Genomic DNA, 18,455 nt, shown 5'->3' on the forward strand with positions numbered 1-18,455 from the left:
CGAGCGGAAGGCGGTCAGACCTGGTCCAGCGCCGCCTGCCGGGCAGCGACCGCTTCGCGGATCGCCGGGAAGAGCGGATGCTCGGGATCGAGCCCGGTCGCGCGCGAGGTGAAGACCTCGGCGCTCTCGGCGCGCAGCAGGGTCTGCATCTGCGTCGACTGCTCATCGGCGGGATCGTCGAACTCCAGCGCCGCGGCGACGGCATCCACGAGCGCCCGTGTCGGCAGTCCGCGTTCGGCGGCCATCGCCGCAGGGCCGATGAACCGCTCGTGCCGGGAGATCTTGCGCAGCGGCTGCCGGCCGACGCGCTGCACGGTGTCCACCAGAGCGGGGTTGCGGAACCGGTCGAGGATCGTCGCACGGTAGGCCGCGAGCTCTTCCGGATCCAGGCCGTGTTCGGCGACGAGGACGGCTGAGGTCTCCTCGAGAGCCGCCGACACGCGTGCGGCGATGTCCGGATCGGCGAGTGCGTCGGAGATCCGCTCGATGCCGGCCCTGGCGCCGAAGTACGCGGTGGCCGCGTGGCCGGTGTTCACGGTGAACAGCTTCCGCTCGATGTACGGGGCGAGGTCGCCGACGAAATGCGCCCCCGGGATGCGCGGCGGCTCGGCGCCGAACGGGCCCGCTTCGATCGCCCACTCGAAGTACGGCTCGACCGTGACGTCCACTCCGCTCCCGTCCGGCTGCGCGGGGACGATGCGGTCGACGGCGGTGTTGGCGAAGACGGCACGCGACAGCAGCTCGTCGGCGTCCGCACCGGCCGCTGCCCGGATCTCCTCGCGGAGGAGGTCCGTCGCCCCGATGGCGTTCTCGCACGCCATCACCTGGAGCGGGCGGGCATCCGGCGAGCGCCGGGCGAGTCCCGCGACGATGGTCGGCGCGACGAACCGCAGCACGGTGGGGCCGACCGCCGTCGTGACGACGTCGGCGGTGCCCACCTCCTCGGCCGCGGCATCCGGGTCGGTCCGGCTGTTGACCGCGCGGAACCCGGTCACGAGGTGGTCGGTCCCTCCGGGGCCGGCCTCGTGCACGGTGTACGCGTCGGCCGCTCGGAGGGCGTCGACGAGAGCATCCGCGACATCCGAGAACACCACCTCGTATCCGCCCTGGTGCAGCAGCAGCCCGACGAATCCGCGCCCGATGTTGCCGGCCCCGAAGTGGACCGCCTTCATCAGTCGTTCACCGCCGAGAGCAGGGCGAACAGCTCGTCGGGCGTCTGCGCGGCCGTGAGCTTCGCGACCTCGTCCTCATCGGAGAACAGGATCGCGATCTGCGAGAGGATCTCGAGGTGCTCGTCGCCGCGGCCGGCGATGCCCACGACGAACGTCACCGGCTCGCCCGCCCAGTCGACGCCGCCGTCGTAGCGCACGACCGAGAGGGCGGAGGCGACGATCGCGTCCTTCGTCTCGTTCGTGCCGTGCGGGATCGCGAGGCCGTTGCCCATGTACGTCGACACGGTCTCCTCGCGCTGGCGCATCGCGTCGACATAGGCGGGGGTGACCGCGCCCGCGGAGACGAGGATGTCGGCGGCCTCCTGGAGGGCGGCCTCCTGCGACGCGCCGCCGGAATGGATGCGGACCTGACCGATGCTGAGAACGTCCATCATGCTTCCTCTCGCTGCTCGCGCACCATCTCGACGACCTCGTCGTACTGCGGCGCGTTCATGAAGTTGTCGACCGAGACGTGGATCGACTTGGGCGACTGCGCCCTCGCGCGATCCGTCAGCTGCTGCTGGGTGATCACGAGGTCGGCGGTGCCGTCGAGGTTCGCGATCGCCTGGTTGACGACCGTGACATCCTCGATGCCCGCCTTCTTGAACCTGTTCCGCAGCACGCTGGCGCCCATCGCGGACGAGCCCATGCCGGCGTCGCAGGCGAACACGATGCTGCGGATCGGGGTCGTGGCCACTGCCGTGCCCGTCGCCGCGGCTGAAGCGGCCAGGTTCGACAGCGTGCTGGACGACTTGCCCTTGTTCGCCGCGGTCTTCGCGATGGCGGCGGCGAGCGGGTCGCCGCTGGCAGCCTCGGCCGCGATGTCCCGCTTGCGCGACGCGAGCAGGATGGGTGCGGAGATCGCGAAGCTGACGGCAGCGGAGAACACCACGGAGCAGATCACGCCGAGGTGGCTGCCCGGAGCCGTCTGGATCAGCACCGCGAAGATCGATCCGGGGGCCGCCGGTGCGACGAGGCCGGACTGGAAGATCATGTTGGTGAGGACGCCTGTCGCGCCACCCGCGATGAGGCCGACGATGAGGAGCGGCTTGGCGAGGACGTACGGGAAGTACACCTTGTGGATGCCCCCGAGGAACTGGATGATGAACGCTCCGGGCGCGGTGGCCCGTGCGACCCCCACGCCGAACAGCGTGATCGCGAGCAGCATGCCGGCTCCGGGGCCGGGGTTCGCCTCGACGAGGAACAGCAGGCTGCGTCCGACATCCTGCACCTGCTCGGTGCCGAGCGGGGTGAACACGCCGTGGTTGATCGCGTTGTTGAGGAACAGCACCTTCGCCGGTTCGACGATGATGCTGGCCAGCGGCAGGAGGCCGGTCTCGACGAGCCATCCGACGGCGCCGCCGAGCAGGTCGGTCAGCCAGCGCATGATCGGCGCGAGCCAGAAGAACGAGGCCAGTGCCATGAAGAACGCGACGAAGCCGGCGGAGAAGTTGTCCACCAGCATCTCGAAGCCCGGCTTGATCCTGCCCTGCCACGGCTTCTCCACCTGCTTCAGGATGAGCGCGGTGAGCGGGCCGGCGATCATGGCGCCGAGGAACATGACCGTGCCGGATGCGCCGCTGATCACGCCGAACGCGGCGACGGCGCCCACGACGCCGCCGCGGTGGCCGTGCACCATGCGGCCGCCGGTGAAGGCGATGAGCGTGGGGAGCAGGTAGGTGATGATCGGGCCGACGAGGCCGGGGTAGGTGACGCCGTCGACCTCGCCTCCGCCGAGGATCGCGGAGTCGGCCCACTGCCACGCCTCCACCGGGCTGTTGCTGCCGAGCCACCCGTCGGGGATGAACAGGGCGGTGATGAAGCCCCAGGCGATGAATGCGGCGATGTTCGGCATGACCATGCCGGAGAGGAACGTCCCGAATCGCTGAACGCCCACGCGGATACCGCCCGTGCTGGGGGCGGGTGATGACGTCGTCGTCATGATGTCGTCTCTTTCTTGTGTGAGGGGAGGGATGCTGCGGCCTCGAGGACCGCCAGGCGGGCGCCGGCGGCGTCGTCCGCGGCCAGCGCCGCCTCGGCGAGAGCTCTGGCCTCGTCGAGGGTGCGTTCGGAGAGGGAGTGGCGTACGTCGGCCAGAGCCGACGGAGCCATCGAGAGACTCGTGGCGCCGAGGCCGACGAGCACGATCGCCAGCAGCGGGTCGGCGGCGGCCTCGCCGCAGATGCCGACCGGCTTGCCCAGGCGGGCGCCCGCGGCCCCGACCTCGCGGACGAGGCGGAGCACCGCGGGGTGCCACGGGTCCTGGAACGAGGCGACCGATCCGAGGAGCCGGTCGGCGGCCATCGTGTACTGGGTGAGGTCGTTCGTGCCGATCGACGCGAAGTCCGCGTGTGCGAGCACGCGATCGGCGAGCAGGGCGCTGGCCGGGACCTCCACCATCACGCCGGCGGTCTTCAGCCCGTACTCCCGCGCGAGCGCCGTGAAGTACTCGGTCTCCTCGACGGTGGCGACCATCGGCGCCATCACCCACAGGTCGGCGTCCGTCTCGGCATCCGCCTCGGCCAGCGCCGTGAGCTGCTCGCGCAGGATGTCCTCGCTGGCGCGCAGGGCGCGCAGGCCCCGCAGTCCGAGCGCCGGGTTCTCCTCGTGCGCGTCGTTGAGGAAGGCGAGCGGCTTGTCCGCTCCGGCGTCCAGCATCCGGACCACGACCTTCTTCCCGGGGAAGGCGGCCAGCAGCTCCCGGTACGACTCGCGCTGCTGCGCGACCGTCGGGGCCTGCGCCGAGGAGAGGAACAGGAACTCGGTGCGGAAGAGGCCGACGCCCTCTGCGCCTCGGGCCACGGCGTCGGCGGCGTCCGCGGGCTTGCCCAGGTTCGCCAGCAGGGCGATCGGCGTGCCGTCGGCGAGGGCGCCGGCGGTCGGCGGCAGCGTGACGGCGGACTCCCGGGCGGCGGCCCGCTGCGCCGCGCGCTCCTTCTCGTCGTCCGTGGGGTCGGCGGTCACGACGCCGGCGGCGGCATCGACGATGACGTGCTGTCCGGTGGCGAGGGACGCGGCCTCGGCGGCGCCGACGATCGCGACGATGCCCTTCTCCCTGGCGAGGATCGCGGTGTGCGAGGTCGGCCCGCCGTCGAAGGTCACGAGCGCCAGCACCTGGCCGAGATCCAGCAGGGCGGTGTCAGCGGGGGCCAGATCGCGTGCGACGAGGACGAACGGATGCCCGGGGTCGGGCACACCGGGGGCGTCGACGCCCTGCAGCCGAGCCAGCACCCGCTGCGCGATGTCATCGAGATCCGCGGCGCGCTCGCCCAGGTACCCGCCGACGGCCTCCAGGGTCGCCTTGAAGCCGGCGAAGGCGTCGTGCACGGCCCACTCCGCTGTGGAACCGGCGTCGATCCGCGCGTCGATCTCGGCCTGCAGCGTCGGGTCCTCGGCGATCATCGCCTGCGCCTCGAGCACGTCCTGCGCCGATCCGCCGGCCGCCTCACCGCGCGCGGTGAGCTCCGCGGCCACGGCGGACACGGCGTCGCGCACCCTGATCCGCTCGGCGTCCGCGCCGACCGTGCTCGGGGAGTTCTCGGGAGCCGGCAGCGCCTCGGTCATCCGCACTACGACGCCCTGCGCCACGCCGAGCCCGATCCCCACTCCTCGGAGCTCGCTCATGCGCCGGCATCCTGGTCGTGGTCGGTGGTCAGCAGCTCGGTGAGCGCGTCGAGCACGCTCTCGGCGGTGTCGCCTTCGGCCGTGAGCGTGACGTAGTCGCCGTGCTCGATGGCGAGGGCGATCACGCCGAGGATGCTGGCGGCGTTGACCGGCTTGCCGGCGTCCTTCGCGATCGTGACGGGGATGCCCGCCTCCTTCGCCGCCTGGGCGAAGAGCTTCGCGGGGCGGGCATGCAGTCCGTGGGAGGAGCCGATCCGGACGGTGCGTGAGACGGTCATGATGTTCCTTTCGGGGTGTTCCTGACGTCGGCGATGATCGAGTGCACGAGGGCCAGCGTTCGCGCGCCGTCGCGGTCGGCGAAGACGTCGTCGGGCAGCACCGCCACCGGGACGTCGATCCGGGCGCGGATGGCTGCGGCCCGGTCGGCGAGATGAGGGCCGATGAGGACGATGTCGGGGGCGAACTCCGCGATGGAATGCTCCATGCCCGCTGACGTCTGCCAGTCCAGGCCGGTTTCGGCTGCGGCACGCCGGAGCCGCTGCGCGACGAACGTGCTGGACGCGCCGGCGCCGCACACCACGAGGATCCTCATCGATTCCGTCCTTCCGACACCAGTCTCCGGAAGCGGAGGCCGTCGCCGCCAACACGTTCCTTTCCGCCCCTGCGGAACCCGGTCTCCGAGGCGCGGCCACCGCGTTCCTGACATCATGGAGTGACGTCGGACGGTGCAGTCACCACGTGGAGGAGTCGGAGGGATCATGTCGCGCCAGCGTCAGGACCAGCTCCTCTCAGTTCTGCTGCGCCAGGAGGGATGGGCGACGGCGGCGAGTCTCGCCGACCAGCTGGGCGTCACGCCTCGCAGCATCCGCTCCTATGTCGTGGCCCTCAACGCCCGCGCCGGCACCGGCGACGCCATCGAATCGGGACCGGCGGGCTATCGAGCCGGGGCGGGCGCGCGCGACGCGCTGCATACCCGGCAGCCGGGGGACTCGGCGCCGAGGGAGCGCATGCACACCCTCGTCCGCGCGCTGCTCCACGAGCCCGCGGGCATCGACGTGTTCGAGACCGCGGAGGAGCTGCACGTCAGCGAGGCCACCGTCGAGGCCGATTTCGCGCGGGTCCGGGCGCTCCTCGAGGGCACCGGTCTGTCATTGGAACGCGACCGGGAGATCATGCGCCTGCGCGGCACCGAGACCGCGCGACGGCGTCTGCTCAGCCGTCTGGCGCACGACGAGATGGATGCCGCATCCTTCCACCCCGAGACGTTGCGCCGCGCCCTCGCAGGCAACGCCATCACCGCGGATGCCGTCGGGCCGTTCAAGTCCGCCCTGGTACGGGAGCTCGGCGCCCTGGGCTACTACGTCAACGAGCTCGCGATCGCCGACGTCCTCCTGCACGTCGCCATCGCGGCCGACCGGGTGGCGGCCGGGCACGCCCTCGAGGCCCGTCCGGCCGGCGCGCGCGAGGAGATCCCCCGGCTCGGTGCGGTGATCGCGGGGCTGGCGGCCGAGCACTTCGGCGTCGCCCTCGGGGAGGGAGACAGCGGTCACCTCGCCTCCCTCGTGCTGACCCGCATCGTCGCCCCGGATCGCGACGCGACCCGCGAGGTGGCTCGCACCGGCGTGGACCCGGAGGTCGAGAGCGCCGTCCGTGCGGAGATCGCGCGCGCCGCGGACGACTTCCAGGTCGACCTCGTCGACGAGACGTTCGTGCTGCGCCTCGCGCTGCACGTGCAGAACCTCCTGCGCCGTGCTGAGGAGAGCGCACTGACCCGCAACCCGCTCACCCGCTCTCTGAAATCCTCCTATCCGATGATCTTCGAGGTCGCGGTGTCGATCGCCAGCGGGCTGCACGACCGCATCGGCACGCCGATCCACGACGACGAGATCGCCTACATCGCGCTGCACGTCGGCGGCCGGCTCGAGCGCAGCCGCAAGGCCGAGTCGATCCTGACCGCGACCATCGTCTGCCCCGGCTATTCGGAGCTGCACGAGCTGCTGCGCTCCAGCGTCGATCGCTCGCTGGGGGCGATCGAGGTCACCAGCGTGGTGACGAATGTCGACCCGGACTGGTCGTCGTTCGACACCGACCTCGTGCTCACCACGATCGAGCCCGGTGCCGGAGGGGACCGCTTCGTCCGGATCCAGCCCTTCCTGTCCGACGCCGACATCGACCGCATCCAGCAGGCCGCCGCGCGTCTTCGACGCAGCCGGCGTCTCACCCGCCTGCGTGCGGAGCTGGCGCGCTACTTCGTCGCCGACGCCTTCGTCCGCCCCCTCCCCGACGAGGGAGAGGAGTCGATCATCCGGCGCCTCGGCGGGCTCCTCGTGCACGCGGGCCTCATCGACGAGGACTACATCGACAACACGATCGCCCGGGAGCGGATGTCATCCACGGCGTTCACCGACGCCCTCGCCGTGCCGCACTCGCTGCAGATGACCGCGACCCGCACCGCCATCGCCGTCGGCGTCGCGGAGGGCTCCGCGGCGTGGGGGGAGGGGCGCGTCCAGGTCGTCGCGCTCGCCGCCTTCAGCGAAGGCGACCGTGCCGCCTTCCAGACCGTCTTCGAGCAGCTCGTGGAGGTGTTCAGCGAGCGTGACAGCGTGCAGCGCATCGTCCGTCGAGGAACGACCTTCGAGGCGTTCCTCGACGAACTCGTCGCGGTCATCGACGGCTGAGCCGCCTCAGGAGCGCTCCTCGAGGAGCGCCCGCACGCCGGCCTCGAGCTCCGCGATCGTCGCGCGCGCCCCCTCGGCCGAATCGGCTTTCGCATCCAGGTAGACCTTGAGCTTCGGCTCGGTGCCGCTCGGGCGCACGATGACGCGGGAGCCGTCGACCAGCCGGTATCTGAGCACATCGCCGGAAGGCTGTCCGGGTGCGGCCTGGAGGAGATCCTCCGCCGAGGCGATCGCGTGCCGGCCGAACTGCGCGGGCGGGAGCGAGCGCAGGGACAGCATCACGTTGCCGATCACAGACAGGTCCTGCACGCGCACCGACACCTGGCCGCTGGCGAAATGTCCGTAGGTGTCGCCGAGCTCCGTCAGAAGATCCGCGAGGGTGACGCCGCGCTCGCGGGCCTCGGCGGCGAGGCCGAGGATCGCGACGGCCGCTGAGATGCCGTCCTTGTCGCGCACCGTGCCCGGGTTCACGAGGTAACCGAGGGCCTCCTCGAAGCCGAACACGATGCCGGGGGCGCGGGAGATCCACTTGAAGCCCGTGAGGGTCTCGTGGAAGTCGAGACCGTGGTGTGCCGCGACGGCGGCGAGACCGGGCGAGGAGACCAGAGAGCACGCCAGTGAGGCGCCGGGGGTGCCCTCCGCGGCTCGGGCGGCGCGGGCGCCCAGGAGCAGGCCGACCTCGTTGCCGGTGAGCCGGCGCCAGCCGCCCTCCGCAGCCTCGTCGGGGATGGCCACGGCGAGGCGATCGGCATCCGGGTCGTTCGCGAGGATGAAATCGGCCCTCGCCCGGCGGGCACGCGCGAAGGACAGGTCCATCGCGCCCGGCTCCTCGGGGTTCGGGAAGGCCACCGTGCGGAAGGTCGCATCGGGGGAGAGCTGCTCGTCGACCACGGCCGGCTGAGGGTAGCCCGCGGCCTTCAGGATGCGGGAGAGCGTCTCCCAGCCGACGCCGTGCATCGCCGTGTAGACCCAGCGCAGGCCGGATGCCGCGTCGGGGGCCGGGGCCACCTGCGCGGTCGCCGCGACGTACGCGTCGACGACGTCCTCTCCCGCGGTCTCGTAGTCCGTCGATCGCGGCAGGGCCGAGATGTCGCCGGCCTCGGCGACGCGCTCGATGAGCGCGGCGATCTCGGCGTCCGCCGGGGCGACGATCTGCGAGCCGTGGTCGGCGCCGCCGAGATACACCTTGTAGCCGTTGTCGTTCGGCGGGTTGTGGCTCGCGGTCACCATCACGCCGGCATCCGCGCCCAGGTGGCGCACCGCGAAGGCGAGAACCGGGGTCGGCAGCAGGCGGGGCAGGAGGATCGCGCGGAGGCCGGCACCGGCGAAGAGCTCGGCGGAGTCCGTGGCGAACACGCGGGAGTTGCGGCGGCCGTCGTAGCCGATGACCACCGTCGGCGTGCCGCCGTGCGCCTTCTCCCGCAGGTAGGACGCGAATCCGGCCGCCGCCTGAGCGACGAGGACCCGGTTCATGCGGTTGCTTCCCGCACCCAGCTCTCCGCGCAGGCCCGCGGTGCCGAACGCGAGCCGGGAGCCGAAGCGGTCGTCGAGCTCGGCGACGGCCTGCTCTTCGCCGCTCGCGGCGCGCGTGATGAGGCCGGCGAGCTCATCGCGGGTCTCGTGATCGGGGTCCTGCCGCATCCAGGCGCGGGCCTGGGCCAGCCGCGCCTCGTTCACAGCGCCTCGACGACGCGGGCGAGGAGTGCGGAGATCACCGGTTCGGCTTCGCGTCCTGCGTCGATGACTTCGGCGTGGCTGAGGGGGGTGGTCTGGATGCCGGCGGCGAGGTTGGTGATGAGGGAGAAGCCGAGGATCTCCATGCCGGCTTCGCGGGCGGCGATGGCTTCGAGGGCGGTGGACATGCCGACGATGTGGCCGCCGATGTGCTTTGCCATCTGGACCTCGGCCGGGGTCTCGTAGTGGGGTCCGCGGAACTGGGTGTAGACGCCTTCGTCGAGGGTGGGGTCGACGGTGCGGGCGATGTCGCGCAGTCGCTTCGCGTACAGGTCGGTGAGGTCGATGAAGGTGGCGCCTTCGAGGGGGGAGTCGGCGGTGAGGTTGATGTGGTCGCTGATGAGGACGGGCTGTCCGGGCTTCCAGGTCTCGCGGATGCCGCCGGCGCCGTTGGTGAGGACCATGATCTTCGCCCCGGTCGCGGCGGCGGTGCGGACGGAGTGCACGACCCGGCGGACGCCGTGGTTCTCGTAGTAGTGGGTGCGTGCGCCGATCACGAGGACGTTCTTGCCGCCGGGGGTGCGGATGCTGCGCAGGGTGCCGACATGGCCCTCGAGCGCCGGCTTGGAGAATCCGGTGACCTCGGTCGCGGGGACGGTGGCGACGGTCTCGCCGAGCAGGTCGGCGGCCTTGCCCCAGCCGCTGCCGAGGGTGAGGGCGATGTCGTGGTTCTCGACGCCGGTCAGGCGGGCGATGTCCGCCGCCGCGGCCTGTGCGACCTCGAACGGATTCGCGGTCGGGTCATCGAGGGGATTGCTGTGAGTCTCGGGCATGGATCCACTTTAGGAAGGTGGAAGGCCGCCCGCCAGGATTGCGGAAGAATGGATTCCATGTCTTCCACCACTTTCGAGCGCACTCAGCGCGTCGCCGTCCTCGGCGGCGGTCCCGGCGGTTACGAGGCGGCTCTCGCGGCCGCACAGCTCGGAGCCGAGGTGACCCTGGTGGAGCGTGTCGGCGTGGGCGGCTCCGCCGTGCTGACCGACGTCGTCCCGTCGAAGAGCCTCATCGCCACGGCGGATGCGGCGGTCGCGATCGCCGAGGCGAGCGATCTCGGTGTGCAGTTCTACGCGAAGGGCGAGAACGGCAAGCCGCTGAAGCCGGAGATCGCCATCAACCTCGCCGCCGTGAACAAGCGGCTCATCGCCCTCGCCGGTCAGCAGTCCGAGGACATGCGCTCGACGCTGCTCGAGGCGGGCGTGCGCATCCTGTCCGGCCACGGCCGGCTCGAGGGGCCGAACGCGATCGTCGTGTCCACCGGTCAGGGCGGCACCGACTTCGACCGGATCGAGGCCGACACCATCGTCGTCGCGGTCGGCGCCTCCCCGCGCGAGCTCGACTCGGCCAAGCCCGACGGCAAGCGCATCCTCACGTGGACGCAGCTGTACGACATGAAGGAGCTCCCCGAGCACCTCATCGTCGTCGGATCCGGCGTCACCGGCGCCGAGTTCGCCTCCGCGTACATGAACCTGGGCGCCAAGGTCACGCTGATCTCCAGCCGGGACCAGGTGCTGCCCGGGGAGGACCAGGACGCCGCCCGCGTGCTGGAGAAGGTCTTCAAGCGCGGCGGCATGCAGGTGCTGTCGAAGTCCCGCGCGGACAAGGTGGAGGTCACGAAGGACGGTGTGACAGTCACCCTCTCCGACGGGCGCACCGTCGACGGCAGCCACTGCCTGATGGCGGTCGGCTCGATCCCGAACACCGCGGACATCGGACTCGAGAGCGCCGGCGTCGAGCTGACCGAGTCCGGACACGTCCGCGTGAACCGCGTGGCCCGCACCTCGGTCCCGAACATCTACGCCGTCGGCGACTGCACGAACTTCTTCCCGCTCGCCTCGGTGGCCTCCATGCAGGGGCGCACGGCCGTGTTCCATGCCCTCGGCGACATCGTCATCCCGCTCGAGCTGATCAAGATCACCTCGAACATCTTCACCGCCCCGGAGATCGCGACGGTCGGCTACTCGGAGAAGGACGTCGAGGACGGCGTCGCCGACGGGCTCGTCTACAAGCTGCCTCTCGCCGCGAACCCGCGCGCGAAGATGATGGGAATCAAGGACGGCTTCGTGAAGCTCATCGCCCGCAAGGGCTCCGGCACGGTGATCGGCGGAGTGATCGTCGCTCCGAAGGCGTCAGAGCTCATCTATCCGATCGCGGTCGCCGTCGAGCGGCGCCTCACCGTCGATCAGGTCTCGCGCGTCTTCGCGGCCTACCCGTCGTTGTCCTCGAGCATCACCGACGCCTCCCGGGCGATGCACCTGGTGAACATCTCCTGAGGCATGCGAAAGGGCGCCCCGCCGAGGCGGGGCGCCCTTCGCATGTCCTGGGCGGCTCAGCTGATGGTGAGGAGCTGGTGCCCGGCGGAGACCGTGGAGCCGGCATCCGCGTTGATGTTGCCGACGACGCCGTCCTTGTGCGCCTGCAGCGGCTGCTCCATCTTCATGGCCTCGAGGACGACGACGAGGTCGCCCTTGACGACCTGCTGGCCCTCCTCGACGGCGACCTTGACGACGGTGGCCTGCATGGGCGACTTCACCGCGTCGCCGGAGGCGCCGGCGTTGACCGTCGTGGCGTGGCTGCGGCGGGACGGGGGAACAGCGGCGGGGCGGCCGGTGGCGCCGGGGGCGACCGCGACGCGGTCGGGCAGGCTGACCTCGAGTCGCTTGCCGGCCACCTCGACGACCACGGTGTGGCGGTTCTCCGCGGCCGCGGGGGACTCCAGCTCTCCGTCCCACGCGGGGATGTCGTTGACGAACTCCGTCTCGATCCAGCGCGTGAAGATGCCGAACTCGCCGTCCTCCGCGGTGAAGGCGGGGTCGTTCACGACCTTGCGGTGGAAGGGCAGCACGGTCGGGAGTCCCGCGACCTCGAACTCGTCGAGGGCGCGGCGCGAGCGCTCCAGCGCCTCGGCGCGGTCCTTGCCGGTGACGATGATCTTCGCCAGCAGGGAGTCGAAGGCGCCCGACACCGAGTCGCCGGCGGTGACACCCGAGTCGAGGCGGATGCCGGGGCCGCCGAAGGTCTTGAAGACGTGGATCGGACCCGGCTGGGGGAGGAAGCCGCGACCGGGGTCCTCGCCGTTGATGCGGAACTCGATCGAGTGGCCCTGCGGAGTCGGGTCGTCGTAGTCGATGGTGCCGCCGGCCGCGATGCGGAACTGCTCGCGGACGAGGTCGATGCCGGTGACCTCCTCGGACACGGGGTGCTCGACCTGCAGGCGGGTGTTCACCTCGAGGAACGACACCGTGCCGTCTGCGCCGATGAGGAACTCGCAGGTGCCAGCGCCGACGTAGCCGACCTCCTTGAGGATGGCCTTGGACGCCGAATACAGCTGGGCGTTCTGCTCGTCCGTGAGGAACGGGGCCGGGGCCTCCTCGACGAGCTTCTGGTGGCGGCGCTGCAGGGAGCAGTCGCGCGTGGAGATGACGACGACGTTGCCCGCGGCATCCGCCAGGCACTGGGTCTCGACGTGGCGCGGCTTGTCGAGGTACTTCTCGACGAAGCACTCACCGCGGCCGAAGGCGGTGACCGCCTCGCGGGTCGCGGACTCGAACAGCTCGGCGACCTCGTCCAGCTCGCGGGCGACCTTCAGGCCGCGTCCGCCGCCGCCGTAGGCGGCCTTGATCGCGATCGGCAGGCCGTGCTCCTTCGCGAAGGCGACGACCTCGTCGGCACCGGACACCGGGCCGGGAGTGCCGGGGGCGAGCGGGGCGCCCACCTTCTCGGCGACGTGGCGCGCGGTGACCTTGTCGCCCAGCGCCTCGATGGCCTCGGGGGACGGGCCGATCCAGGTCATGCCCGCCGCGATGACGGCGCGTGCGAACTCGGCGTTCTCGGCCAGGAAGCCGTAGCCGGGGTGCACGGAGTCGGCGCCCGCGCGGCGTGCCACGGAGAGGATCTTCTCGATCAGCAGATACGTCTCGGCGCTGGTGGTGCCGTTGAGGGCGTACGCCTCGTCGGCGAGGCGCACGTGCATCGCGTCACGATCCTGGTCGGCGTAGACGGCGACCGAGGCGATCCCCGAGTCGCGCGCTGCGCGGATGATGCGGACGGCGATCTCGCCGCGGTTGGCGACGAGGACCTTGGCGAGCGGTGCCGGAACAGTCTGGGGCATGCTTGCCAGCCTAGCGAGAAGGCCCCCGTTCCATTTGACGACTCTCCACAAGAAAACCGCGGAAACGTCGAGGGTGCCCTACGACCAGAGGTCGGTCCAGGCCACGCCGAGATCCGCGGCCAGCCGGCGGACCGTGGACAGCGACATGCCGACGACGGTCGACGGATCGCCGTCGACCCGTGTGATGAAGGCGCCGCCGAGGCTGTCGACGGTGAAGGCGCCGGCCACGTGCAGCGGCTCGCCGGAGGCGACGTACGCCGCGATCTCGGCATCCGTGATGTCCTCGGCGAAGCTCACCGCGGCCTCGGCGACCGCCGCGGCCTCCACGGGCGCCGCCCCGGGGAGCACACGATGAACGGAGTGCCCCGAATGCAGGATGCCGGTGGCGCCGCGCATCTCATGCCAGCGCCTCGTCGCCTCCTCCGGCGTGTAGGGCTTGCCGTAGACGCGGCCGCCGAGGGCGAACATGGAGTCGCCGCCGATCACGAGTCCGTCGAACTCTCCCTCGGCCGCGAGCCGGCTCGCGACATCTGCGGCCTTGGCTCTTGCGAGGAGCATCACCAGCTCGGCCGGAGGCAGCTGCTCGCCCCGCTCGGCGGCCGCGGCGGCAGCCAGGGCATCCTCATCCACCTCCGGCGACATCGTCAGCGGCTCGATCCCCGCCTGGCGCAGCAGCATCAGACGGGCGGGGGACGTGGAGGCGAGGCAGACGCGCATGCTCTCCACCGTATCCTCGTAGGATGACTTCCTCCCCGGCCCTGCTCGATCTGGACATCACCGGCATCGCGCACGGCGGCACCTTCATCGCCCGCCACGAGGGGCGCGTCGTGTTCGTCTCCGACGCCGTCCCCGGGGAGCGGGTGCGGGCGCGCCTCATCGACCCTGCCACCGGCACCGGGGCCGACTCCCGGAGCTTCTGGCGTGCCGAGACCGTGGAGGTCCTGGAGGCGTCCCCGCACCGGCGTCCGCACATCTGGGCGGAGGCGGACGTGTCCCGCGATCCCGCCGACCGTCCCGGGGGTGCCGATCTGGGGCACATCGACCTCGCCCACCAGCGGGCGCTGAAGCGCCGCGTGCTCGGCGAAGCGCTCGACCGCTTCGCCGGGGAAGGCCTCGACGCCCCCGAGGTCGAGGCGGTGGATTCCTCCGACGGCACCGGATGGCGCACCCGCGTGACCCTCCACGTCGACGACCGCGGCGAGGCCGGCCCCTTCGCGGCCCGCAGCCATCGGGTGATCCCGGTCGGCGCTCACCCCCTCGCCCGTCCTGCGATCGCGGAGGCCGCGCTCGCTCTCCGCGGGGAGAAGCCGGGACGCATAGAGCTCATCGAACCCGCCGACGGCCGGGTCCGCATCGTCCGTCACGAGGACGTCGAGAGGAAGGCCGTCCGCGGGCGCGGGAAGGGCCGCCGGCCCGCACCCGAGGTCGTGCACGAGCAGGTGGGGGACCGCCGCTTCCAGGTGGATGCCGGCGGCTTCTGGCAGGTGCATCCGCGGGCGGCCTCCGTCCTCGACGCCGCCGTCTACGGCCTGCTCGAGGACGTCGTCGACGCGGACGCCACGCACTACGACCTCTACGGCGGCGTCGGGCTGTTCTCCGCCACGCTCGCCGACCTCGGGGCGACGGACATCGTGACGGTGGAGTCGAGCCGGCGTGCGACCGAGCACGCCAGGGCCAACCTCGCCCCGCTCGACGTCACGGCGGTCACGGCGCGCGTCGACCGCTACCTGGCCGGGCTTCCCGCCGGGGCGAGCGCCGGAACCGTGGTCCTCGACCCGCCGCGCGCCGGCGCCGGCCGTGCCGTGGTCGACGCCCTGCACGCGCTCGCGCCGGAGGCGATCGCCTACGTGGCCTGCGACCCGGTCGCGCTCGCCAGGGATCTCGGCACGTTCCGCGGTCACGGCTGGCAGGTGTCACGGATGCGCGCGTTCGATCTCTTCCCGCACTCGCATCACTTCGAGACGGTCGCGCTGCTCACCCGGTGACCGCGCGCGCCGGGACGACGACCAGGACTCAGTAGGCTGGGCGGATGAGCAGGGTCGCCCTCATCGATGATCACGAGTCCGTCCGCCTCGGCCTGGAGGCCGCGTGCGCACGCGACGGCGCGCAGACGGTGATCTTCTCCGGCAGCACCGTCGGCTCCTATCTGGAGTGGCGCGCGTCCACCGGAGCCGCCTCTGCCGACGTCGTCGTCCTCGATCTCACGCTCGGCGACGGCACCACGGTGACCGAGAACGTGACCGGGCTCGTGGCCGACGGCGCCAGCGTCGTCATCCACAGCGTGGCCGACCGGCCCGCTGCGGTGCGCGAGGCGCTCGCCGCCGGGGCGGCCGGCGTGGTCAGCAAGTCCTCGGCCCTCGACGACGTGCTCGACGCGATCCGCACGGTGGCCAGGGGAGAAGCGCTGAACAACGTCGAGTGGGCGAGCGCCGTGGACGGCGATCGCGACTTCGCCGACGCTCAGCTGTCCACCCGCGAGCGCGAGGTGCTCCGGCTCTACGCGACCGGCCTGCCTCTCAAGGCCGTCGCCGAGCGGCTCGGCGTCGCATACTCCACGGCGAAGGAGAACATCACCCGCATCCGCGTGAAGTACGTCGACGTGGGGCGTCCCGCGCCGACCAAGGTGGATCTGCTCCGCCGGGCCATGGAGGACGGCATCGTGGCCGCGGACGGGGCACCGGGTGGCCGCTGAGACGCTCAGCATCCGCGACGCCTGGAGTCAGATCCCCTCTCCGGGCGCTGCGGAGACCGAGTTCGAGCGCTTCACGGGCAAGCGCATGGAGCGCATCCTCGCGATCGTGGTCGCGATCGGTTCGGCGGTCCTCGGCGCGCAGGCGCTGATCGCGGCGCTGACGACGATGTCGCGCGCCGACCTCCCGCACATCGGCACGCTGCTGTTCGTGTTCGTCCCGCTCGCCGCGATGCTGCTCGCCTGCGTCGTCGGACGGGGCGTGCGCACGGCATCGGGGGCGTTCGCGGTCGCCTACGTCGTCGCGCTCGCCGCGTGGCCCCTGGTCGTGGACCCGACGAGCAAGGAGGCCTCCGATCAGCCCTGGATCTTCTTCCTCGTCAACGTCGGCGTCGTCGCCGCCATGCTCGCCTTCCCGCAGTGGCTCCAGTTCGCCTGGGCGTTCGGGATGCCGTTCGTGTACGGCTACGTCCGCCTCGTGCAGGGCGAGTTCTCCGGCGAGTTCTGGGTCACCACCGCGTTCGACGTCTCCTTCACGCTCATCCTCGGCATCGTGATCGTCTCGCTCGGCTGGATGTTCCGCTCCGTCGCCGCCGGCGTGGACGACGCCCGCGGGCACGCGGTCGCATCGTATGCCGCGGCGGCCGCCGCCGCGGCGGCCGAGGAGGAGAGGGTCGCGATGTCCGCCCTCATGCACGACAGCGTGCTCGCGGCCCTGATCGCGGCCGAGCGGGCGGAGGGGGAGCGGGCCCAGGACCTCGCGGTCGCGATGGCCCGGGAGGCCCTCACCCGCCTCGCGAACACCGAGGCGGCCGTCGCCCAGGAGGGCAGCGATGAACCGGTCAGCACCGCGCAGATCGTCGTCGAGCTGCGGCGCGCCCTGTCGGAGCTCGGCGCCGATGCGATCGTCGAGGAGATCGGCGGCGTCGGCCTGATCCCCGGCCGCGCGGCGAGGGCACTCGTCCTGGCGGTGCGCCAGGCCCTGGGCAACGCCGTCACGCACGCGGGCGGACGAGGTCTGCACGTCGTCGCGGAGGGGATGGGGGACGAGGGAATCGTCGTCACCGTCTCCGACACCGGCCCCGGCTTCGACATCGACGGGATCGGCGCCGACCGGCTCGGCATCCGCGCCTCGATCTTCGCGCGGATGGCGGGCGTGGCAGGCACCGCGGACATCGACTCCGGCGAGCACGGCACCACGGTCACTCTCGGCTGGCGGCGCTCGTGAACCGGTCGGTGCGGGGCGTCGCGACCTCTCTCGCGGTGGGCTTCGCGATGTACTTCGCCGCCCGCGGCATCTGGTGGATCGAGCAGCCTTCCGTGCCGCTGCTGATGGTGGCCGCGATCGCGCTCTACCTGATCGTGGTGAACGTGGCGATCCTCTGGGATTCCGCCGCATCGGTGCGCATGCCGCACTGGACGGCGGCGCTCGCCGTCTTCGCCGCAGCGGTCATCCCCGTCCAGGTGACCCTGTCGCTCGACCCGGCCTCACTCACCGCGCCGTTCGCCACCTGGTACATCGGCGCGCTCGGGCTGCTCGGCGTCGTGTGCATGGTCCGCCGCCGCTTCCTGGCGGCATGGCTGGTCCTCATCGCCCTCGTGATCGCCTCCTCGATCAGTCTCGGCTTCCTCACCGCGCTGTCGCTGGGTCTCGTCGGCTCGGCCATGTGGGTCGCCGTCGCACGGCTCCTCGTCTTCTTCTGGGATCGTGCGGTGCGGGACACCGAGCGCCTGGCCGGGATCCAGCAGGCCGTCTCCGCCTGGCACGCGACCCAGCAGGTGCGTCAGCGCGAGCGGCGCCTGCGCACCCAGTTCGCCCTCTCGGTGGCCGGACCCGTGCTCAGCCGCACCGTCGCCGCGCATGGTGCTCTCGACGAGGCCGAGCGACTCGAGGCGCGCCTGGCTGAGGGGCGGCTCCGTGACGAGCTCCGTGGCGCCGACCTCCTCAACGACGCCGTTCGCGACGCGATCGCCGACGCGCGCCGCCGCGGAGTGGCCGTGACGGTGTTCGACGAGGGCGGCCTCGACGGCATCGAGGAGCCCAGGCGAGAGCAGATCAGGGACGAGCTCGCCGCGGTGCTCTGCGACGCGCAGGCGGGACGGCTGATCATCCGGGCGGCGCGGGACCCGCGGATCGCAGTGACGGTCGTCGGGCGCGCCGGATCGGGTGCGTCGAGCGACGAGGACGACGTGGAGCTGTGGCACGAGATCCCGCGGGAGCCGGCCGCGAACTGATCGCGGGAGCCGCGAACTGATCGCGGAAGAGAGTGGGCGAGGGGCGGCGAAGCCGCCCGCCCCTCGCCATGCGGCCCAGTTACCCGAAAACTGTCCGCTGGTGGCCGATCACCGTCTGTCTACCCTGGGACAGAGAGACCAGCCGAACGCGAAGCGTCCTCTACAGTCTCACCGTT

At 71.6% G+C, this 18,455-nt stretch carries 16 protein-coding genes; 6 read left to right on the forward strand and 10 right to left on the reverse strand.

Features of this window, described 5'->3' with window-relative positions; genetic code table 11:
* Window positions 1–14: 14 nt before the first annotated feature.
* From G6G98_RS16465 to G6G98_RS16490, 6 genes are read right to left on the reverse strand one after another with little or no spacing between them, the layout of a single operon-like run.
* Complete coding sequence (locus G6G98_RS16465; protein ID WP_164234884.1) at window positions 15–1,172, reverse strand: mannitol-1-phosphate 5-dehydrogenase; 1,158 nt, start codon at window positions 1,170–1,172, stop codon at window positions 15–17.
* Window positions 1,172–1,603, reverse strand: coding sequence for a PTS sugar transporter subunit IIA (locus G6G98_RS16470; RefSeq protein ID WP_164234883.1), 432 nt, complete (start codon window positions 1,601–1,603; stop codon window positions 1,172–1,174). The genes G6G98_RS16465 and G6G98_RS16470 overlap by 1 nt, the downstream gene beginning before the upstream one ends.
* The gene (locus G6G98_RS16475; RefSeq protein WP_166706143.1) at window positions 1,603–3,153 is read right to left on the reverse strand and encodes a PTS mannitol transporter subunit IICB; all 1,551 of its coding nucleotides are present in this window, start codon (window positions 3,151–3,153) and stop codon (window positions 1,603–1,605) included. The genes G6G98_RS16470 and G6G98_RS16475 overlap by 1 nt, the downstream gene beginning before the upstream one ends.
* A complete protein-coding gene (gene ptsP, locus G6G98_RS16480) occupies window positions 3,150–4,835 on the reverse strand; it encodes a phosphoenolpyruvate--protein phosphotransferase (protein ID WP_164234881.1) in 1,686 nt (561 codons plus the stop codon). The genes G6G98_RS16475 and ptsP overlap by 4 nt, the downstream gene beginning before the upstream one ends.
* Window positions 4,832–5,113 carry an HPr family phosphocarrier protein gene (locus tag G6G98_RS16485; RefSeq protein WP_067357713.1) on the reverse strand — a complete coding sequence of 94 codons (282 nt, stop codon included), beginning with the start codon at window positions 5,111–5,113 and terminating at the stop codon, window positions 4,832–4,834. The genes ptsP and G6G98_RS16485 overlap by 4 nt, the downstream gene beginning before the upstream one ends.
* Window positions 5,110–5,427 carry a PTS sugar transporter subunit IIB gene (locus G6G98_RS16490; protein ID WP_164234880.1) on the reverse strand — a complete coding sequence of 106 codons (318 nt, stop codon included), beginning with the start codon at window positions 5,425–5,427 and terminating at the stop codon, window positions 5,110–5,112. The genes G6G98_RS16485 and G6G98_RS16490 overlap by 4 nt, the downstream gene beginning before the upstream one ends.
* A gap of 166 nt (window positions 5,428–5,593) precedes the next feature.
* On the opposite strand from G6G98_RS16490, the gene G6G98_RS16495 reads away from it, so the two are divergent.
* On the forward strand, window positions 5,594–7,513 hold the full coding sequence (locus G6G98_RS16495; RefSeq protein WP_164234879.1) for a BglG family transcription antiterminator: 1,920 nt from the start codon (window positions 5,594–5,596) through the stop codon (window positions 7,511–7,513).
* A gap of 6 nt (window positions 7,514–7,519) precedes the next feature.
* On the opposite strand, the gene G6G98_RS16500 is transcribed toward G6G98_RS16495, so the two are convergent.
* Both G6G98_RS16500 and G6G98_RS16505 read right to left on the reverse strand, forming a co-directional pair.
* On the reverse strand, window positions 7,520–9,190 hold the full coding sequence (locus tag G6G98_RS16500; RefSeq protein ID WP_164234878.1) for a phospho-sugar mutase: 1,671 nt from the start codon (window positions 9,188–9,190) through the stop codon (window positions 7,520–7,522).
* Window positions 9,187–10,020: a purine-nucleoside phosphorylase gene (locus G6G98_RS16505; protein WP_067357699.1), complete on the reverse strand. Its 834-nt coding sequence runs from the start codon at window positions 10,018–10,020 to the stop codon at window positions 9,187–9,189. Before G6G98_RS16505 ends, G6G98_RS16500 begins: the two co-directional genes overlap by 4 nt.
* Window positions 10,021–10,068: 48 nt before the next feature.
* Between G6G98_RS16505 and G6G98_RS16510 the strand changes: the two genes are divergently transcribed.
* Window positions 10,069–11,517: an NAD(P)H-quinone dehydrogenase gene (locus tag G6G98_RS16510; RefSeq protein ID WP_067357696.1), complete on the forward strand. Its 1,449-nt coding sequence runs from the start codon at window positions 10,069–10,071 to the stop codon at window positions 11,515–11,517.
* A 56-nt stretch (window positions 11,518–11,573) separates the two neighbouring features.
* On the opposite strand, the gene G6G98_RS16515 is transcribed toward G6G98_RS16510, so the two are convergent.
* Window positions 11,574–13,355 (reverse strand): acetyl/propionyl/methylcrotonyl-CoA carboxylase subunit alpha, encoded by a 1,782-nt coding sequence (locus G6G98_RS16515; protein WP_067357693.1) that lies wholly within the window; start codon window positions 13,353–13,355, stop codon window positions 11,574–11,576.
* 78 nt (window positions 13,356–13,433) lie between these two features.
* On the reverse strand, window positions 13,434–14,072 hold the full coding sequence (locus G6G98_RS16520; RefSeq protein ID WP_164234892.1) for a Maf family protein: 639 nt from the start codon (window positions 14,070–14,072) through the stop codon (window positions 13,434–13,436).
* A 23-nt stretch (window positions 14,073–14,095) separates the two neighbouring features.
* Between G6G98_RS16520 and G6G98_RS16525 the strand changes: the two genes are divergently transcribed.
* The 4 genes from G6G98_RS16525 to G6G98_RS16540 are packed head-to-tail and all read left to right on the forward strand — an operon-like array spanning window position 14,096 to window position 18,279.
* Window positions 14,096–15,340: a class I SAM-dependent RNA methyltransferase gene (locus tag G6G98_RS16525; protein ID WP_164234876.1), complete on the forward strand. Its 1,245-nt coding sequence runs from the start codon at window positions 14,096–14,098 to the stop codon at window positions 15,338–15,340.
* A 44-nt stretch (window positions 15,341–15,384) separates the two neighbouring features.
* A complete protein-coding gene (locus G6G98_RS16530) occupies window positions 15,385–16,047 on the forward strand; it encodes a response regulator transcription factor (protein WP_067357685.1) in 663 nt (220 codons plus the stop codon).
* On the forward strand, window positions 16,037–17,272 hold the full coding sequence (locus tag G6G98_RS16535) for a sensor histidine kinase (protein ID WP_164234875.1): 1,236 nt from the start codon (window positions 16,037–16,039) through the stop codon (window positions 17,270–17,272). The genes G6G98_RS16530 and G6G98_RS16535 overlap by 11 nt, the downstream gene beginning before the upstream one ends.
* On the forward strand, window positions 17,269–18,279 hold the full coding sequence (locus G6G98_RS16540; protein WP_084788482.1) for a hypothetical protein: 1,011 nt from the start codon (window positions 17,269–17,271) through the stop codon (window positions 18,277–18,279). Before G6G98_RS16535 ends, G6G98_RS16540 begins: the two co-directional genes overlap by 4 nt.
* The last annotated feature ends 176 nt before the right edge of the window (window positions 18,280–18,455 follow it).

Source organism: Microbacterium hydrocarbonoxydans (assembly GCF_011752045.1).
In the GTDB taxonomy this organism is placed as follows: domain Bacteria; phylum Actinomycetota; class Actinomycetes; order Actinomycetales; family Microbacteriaceae; genus Microbacterium.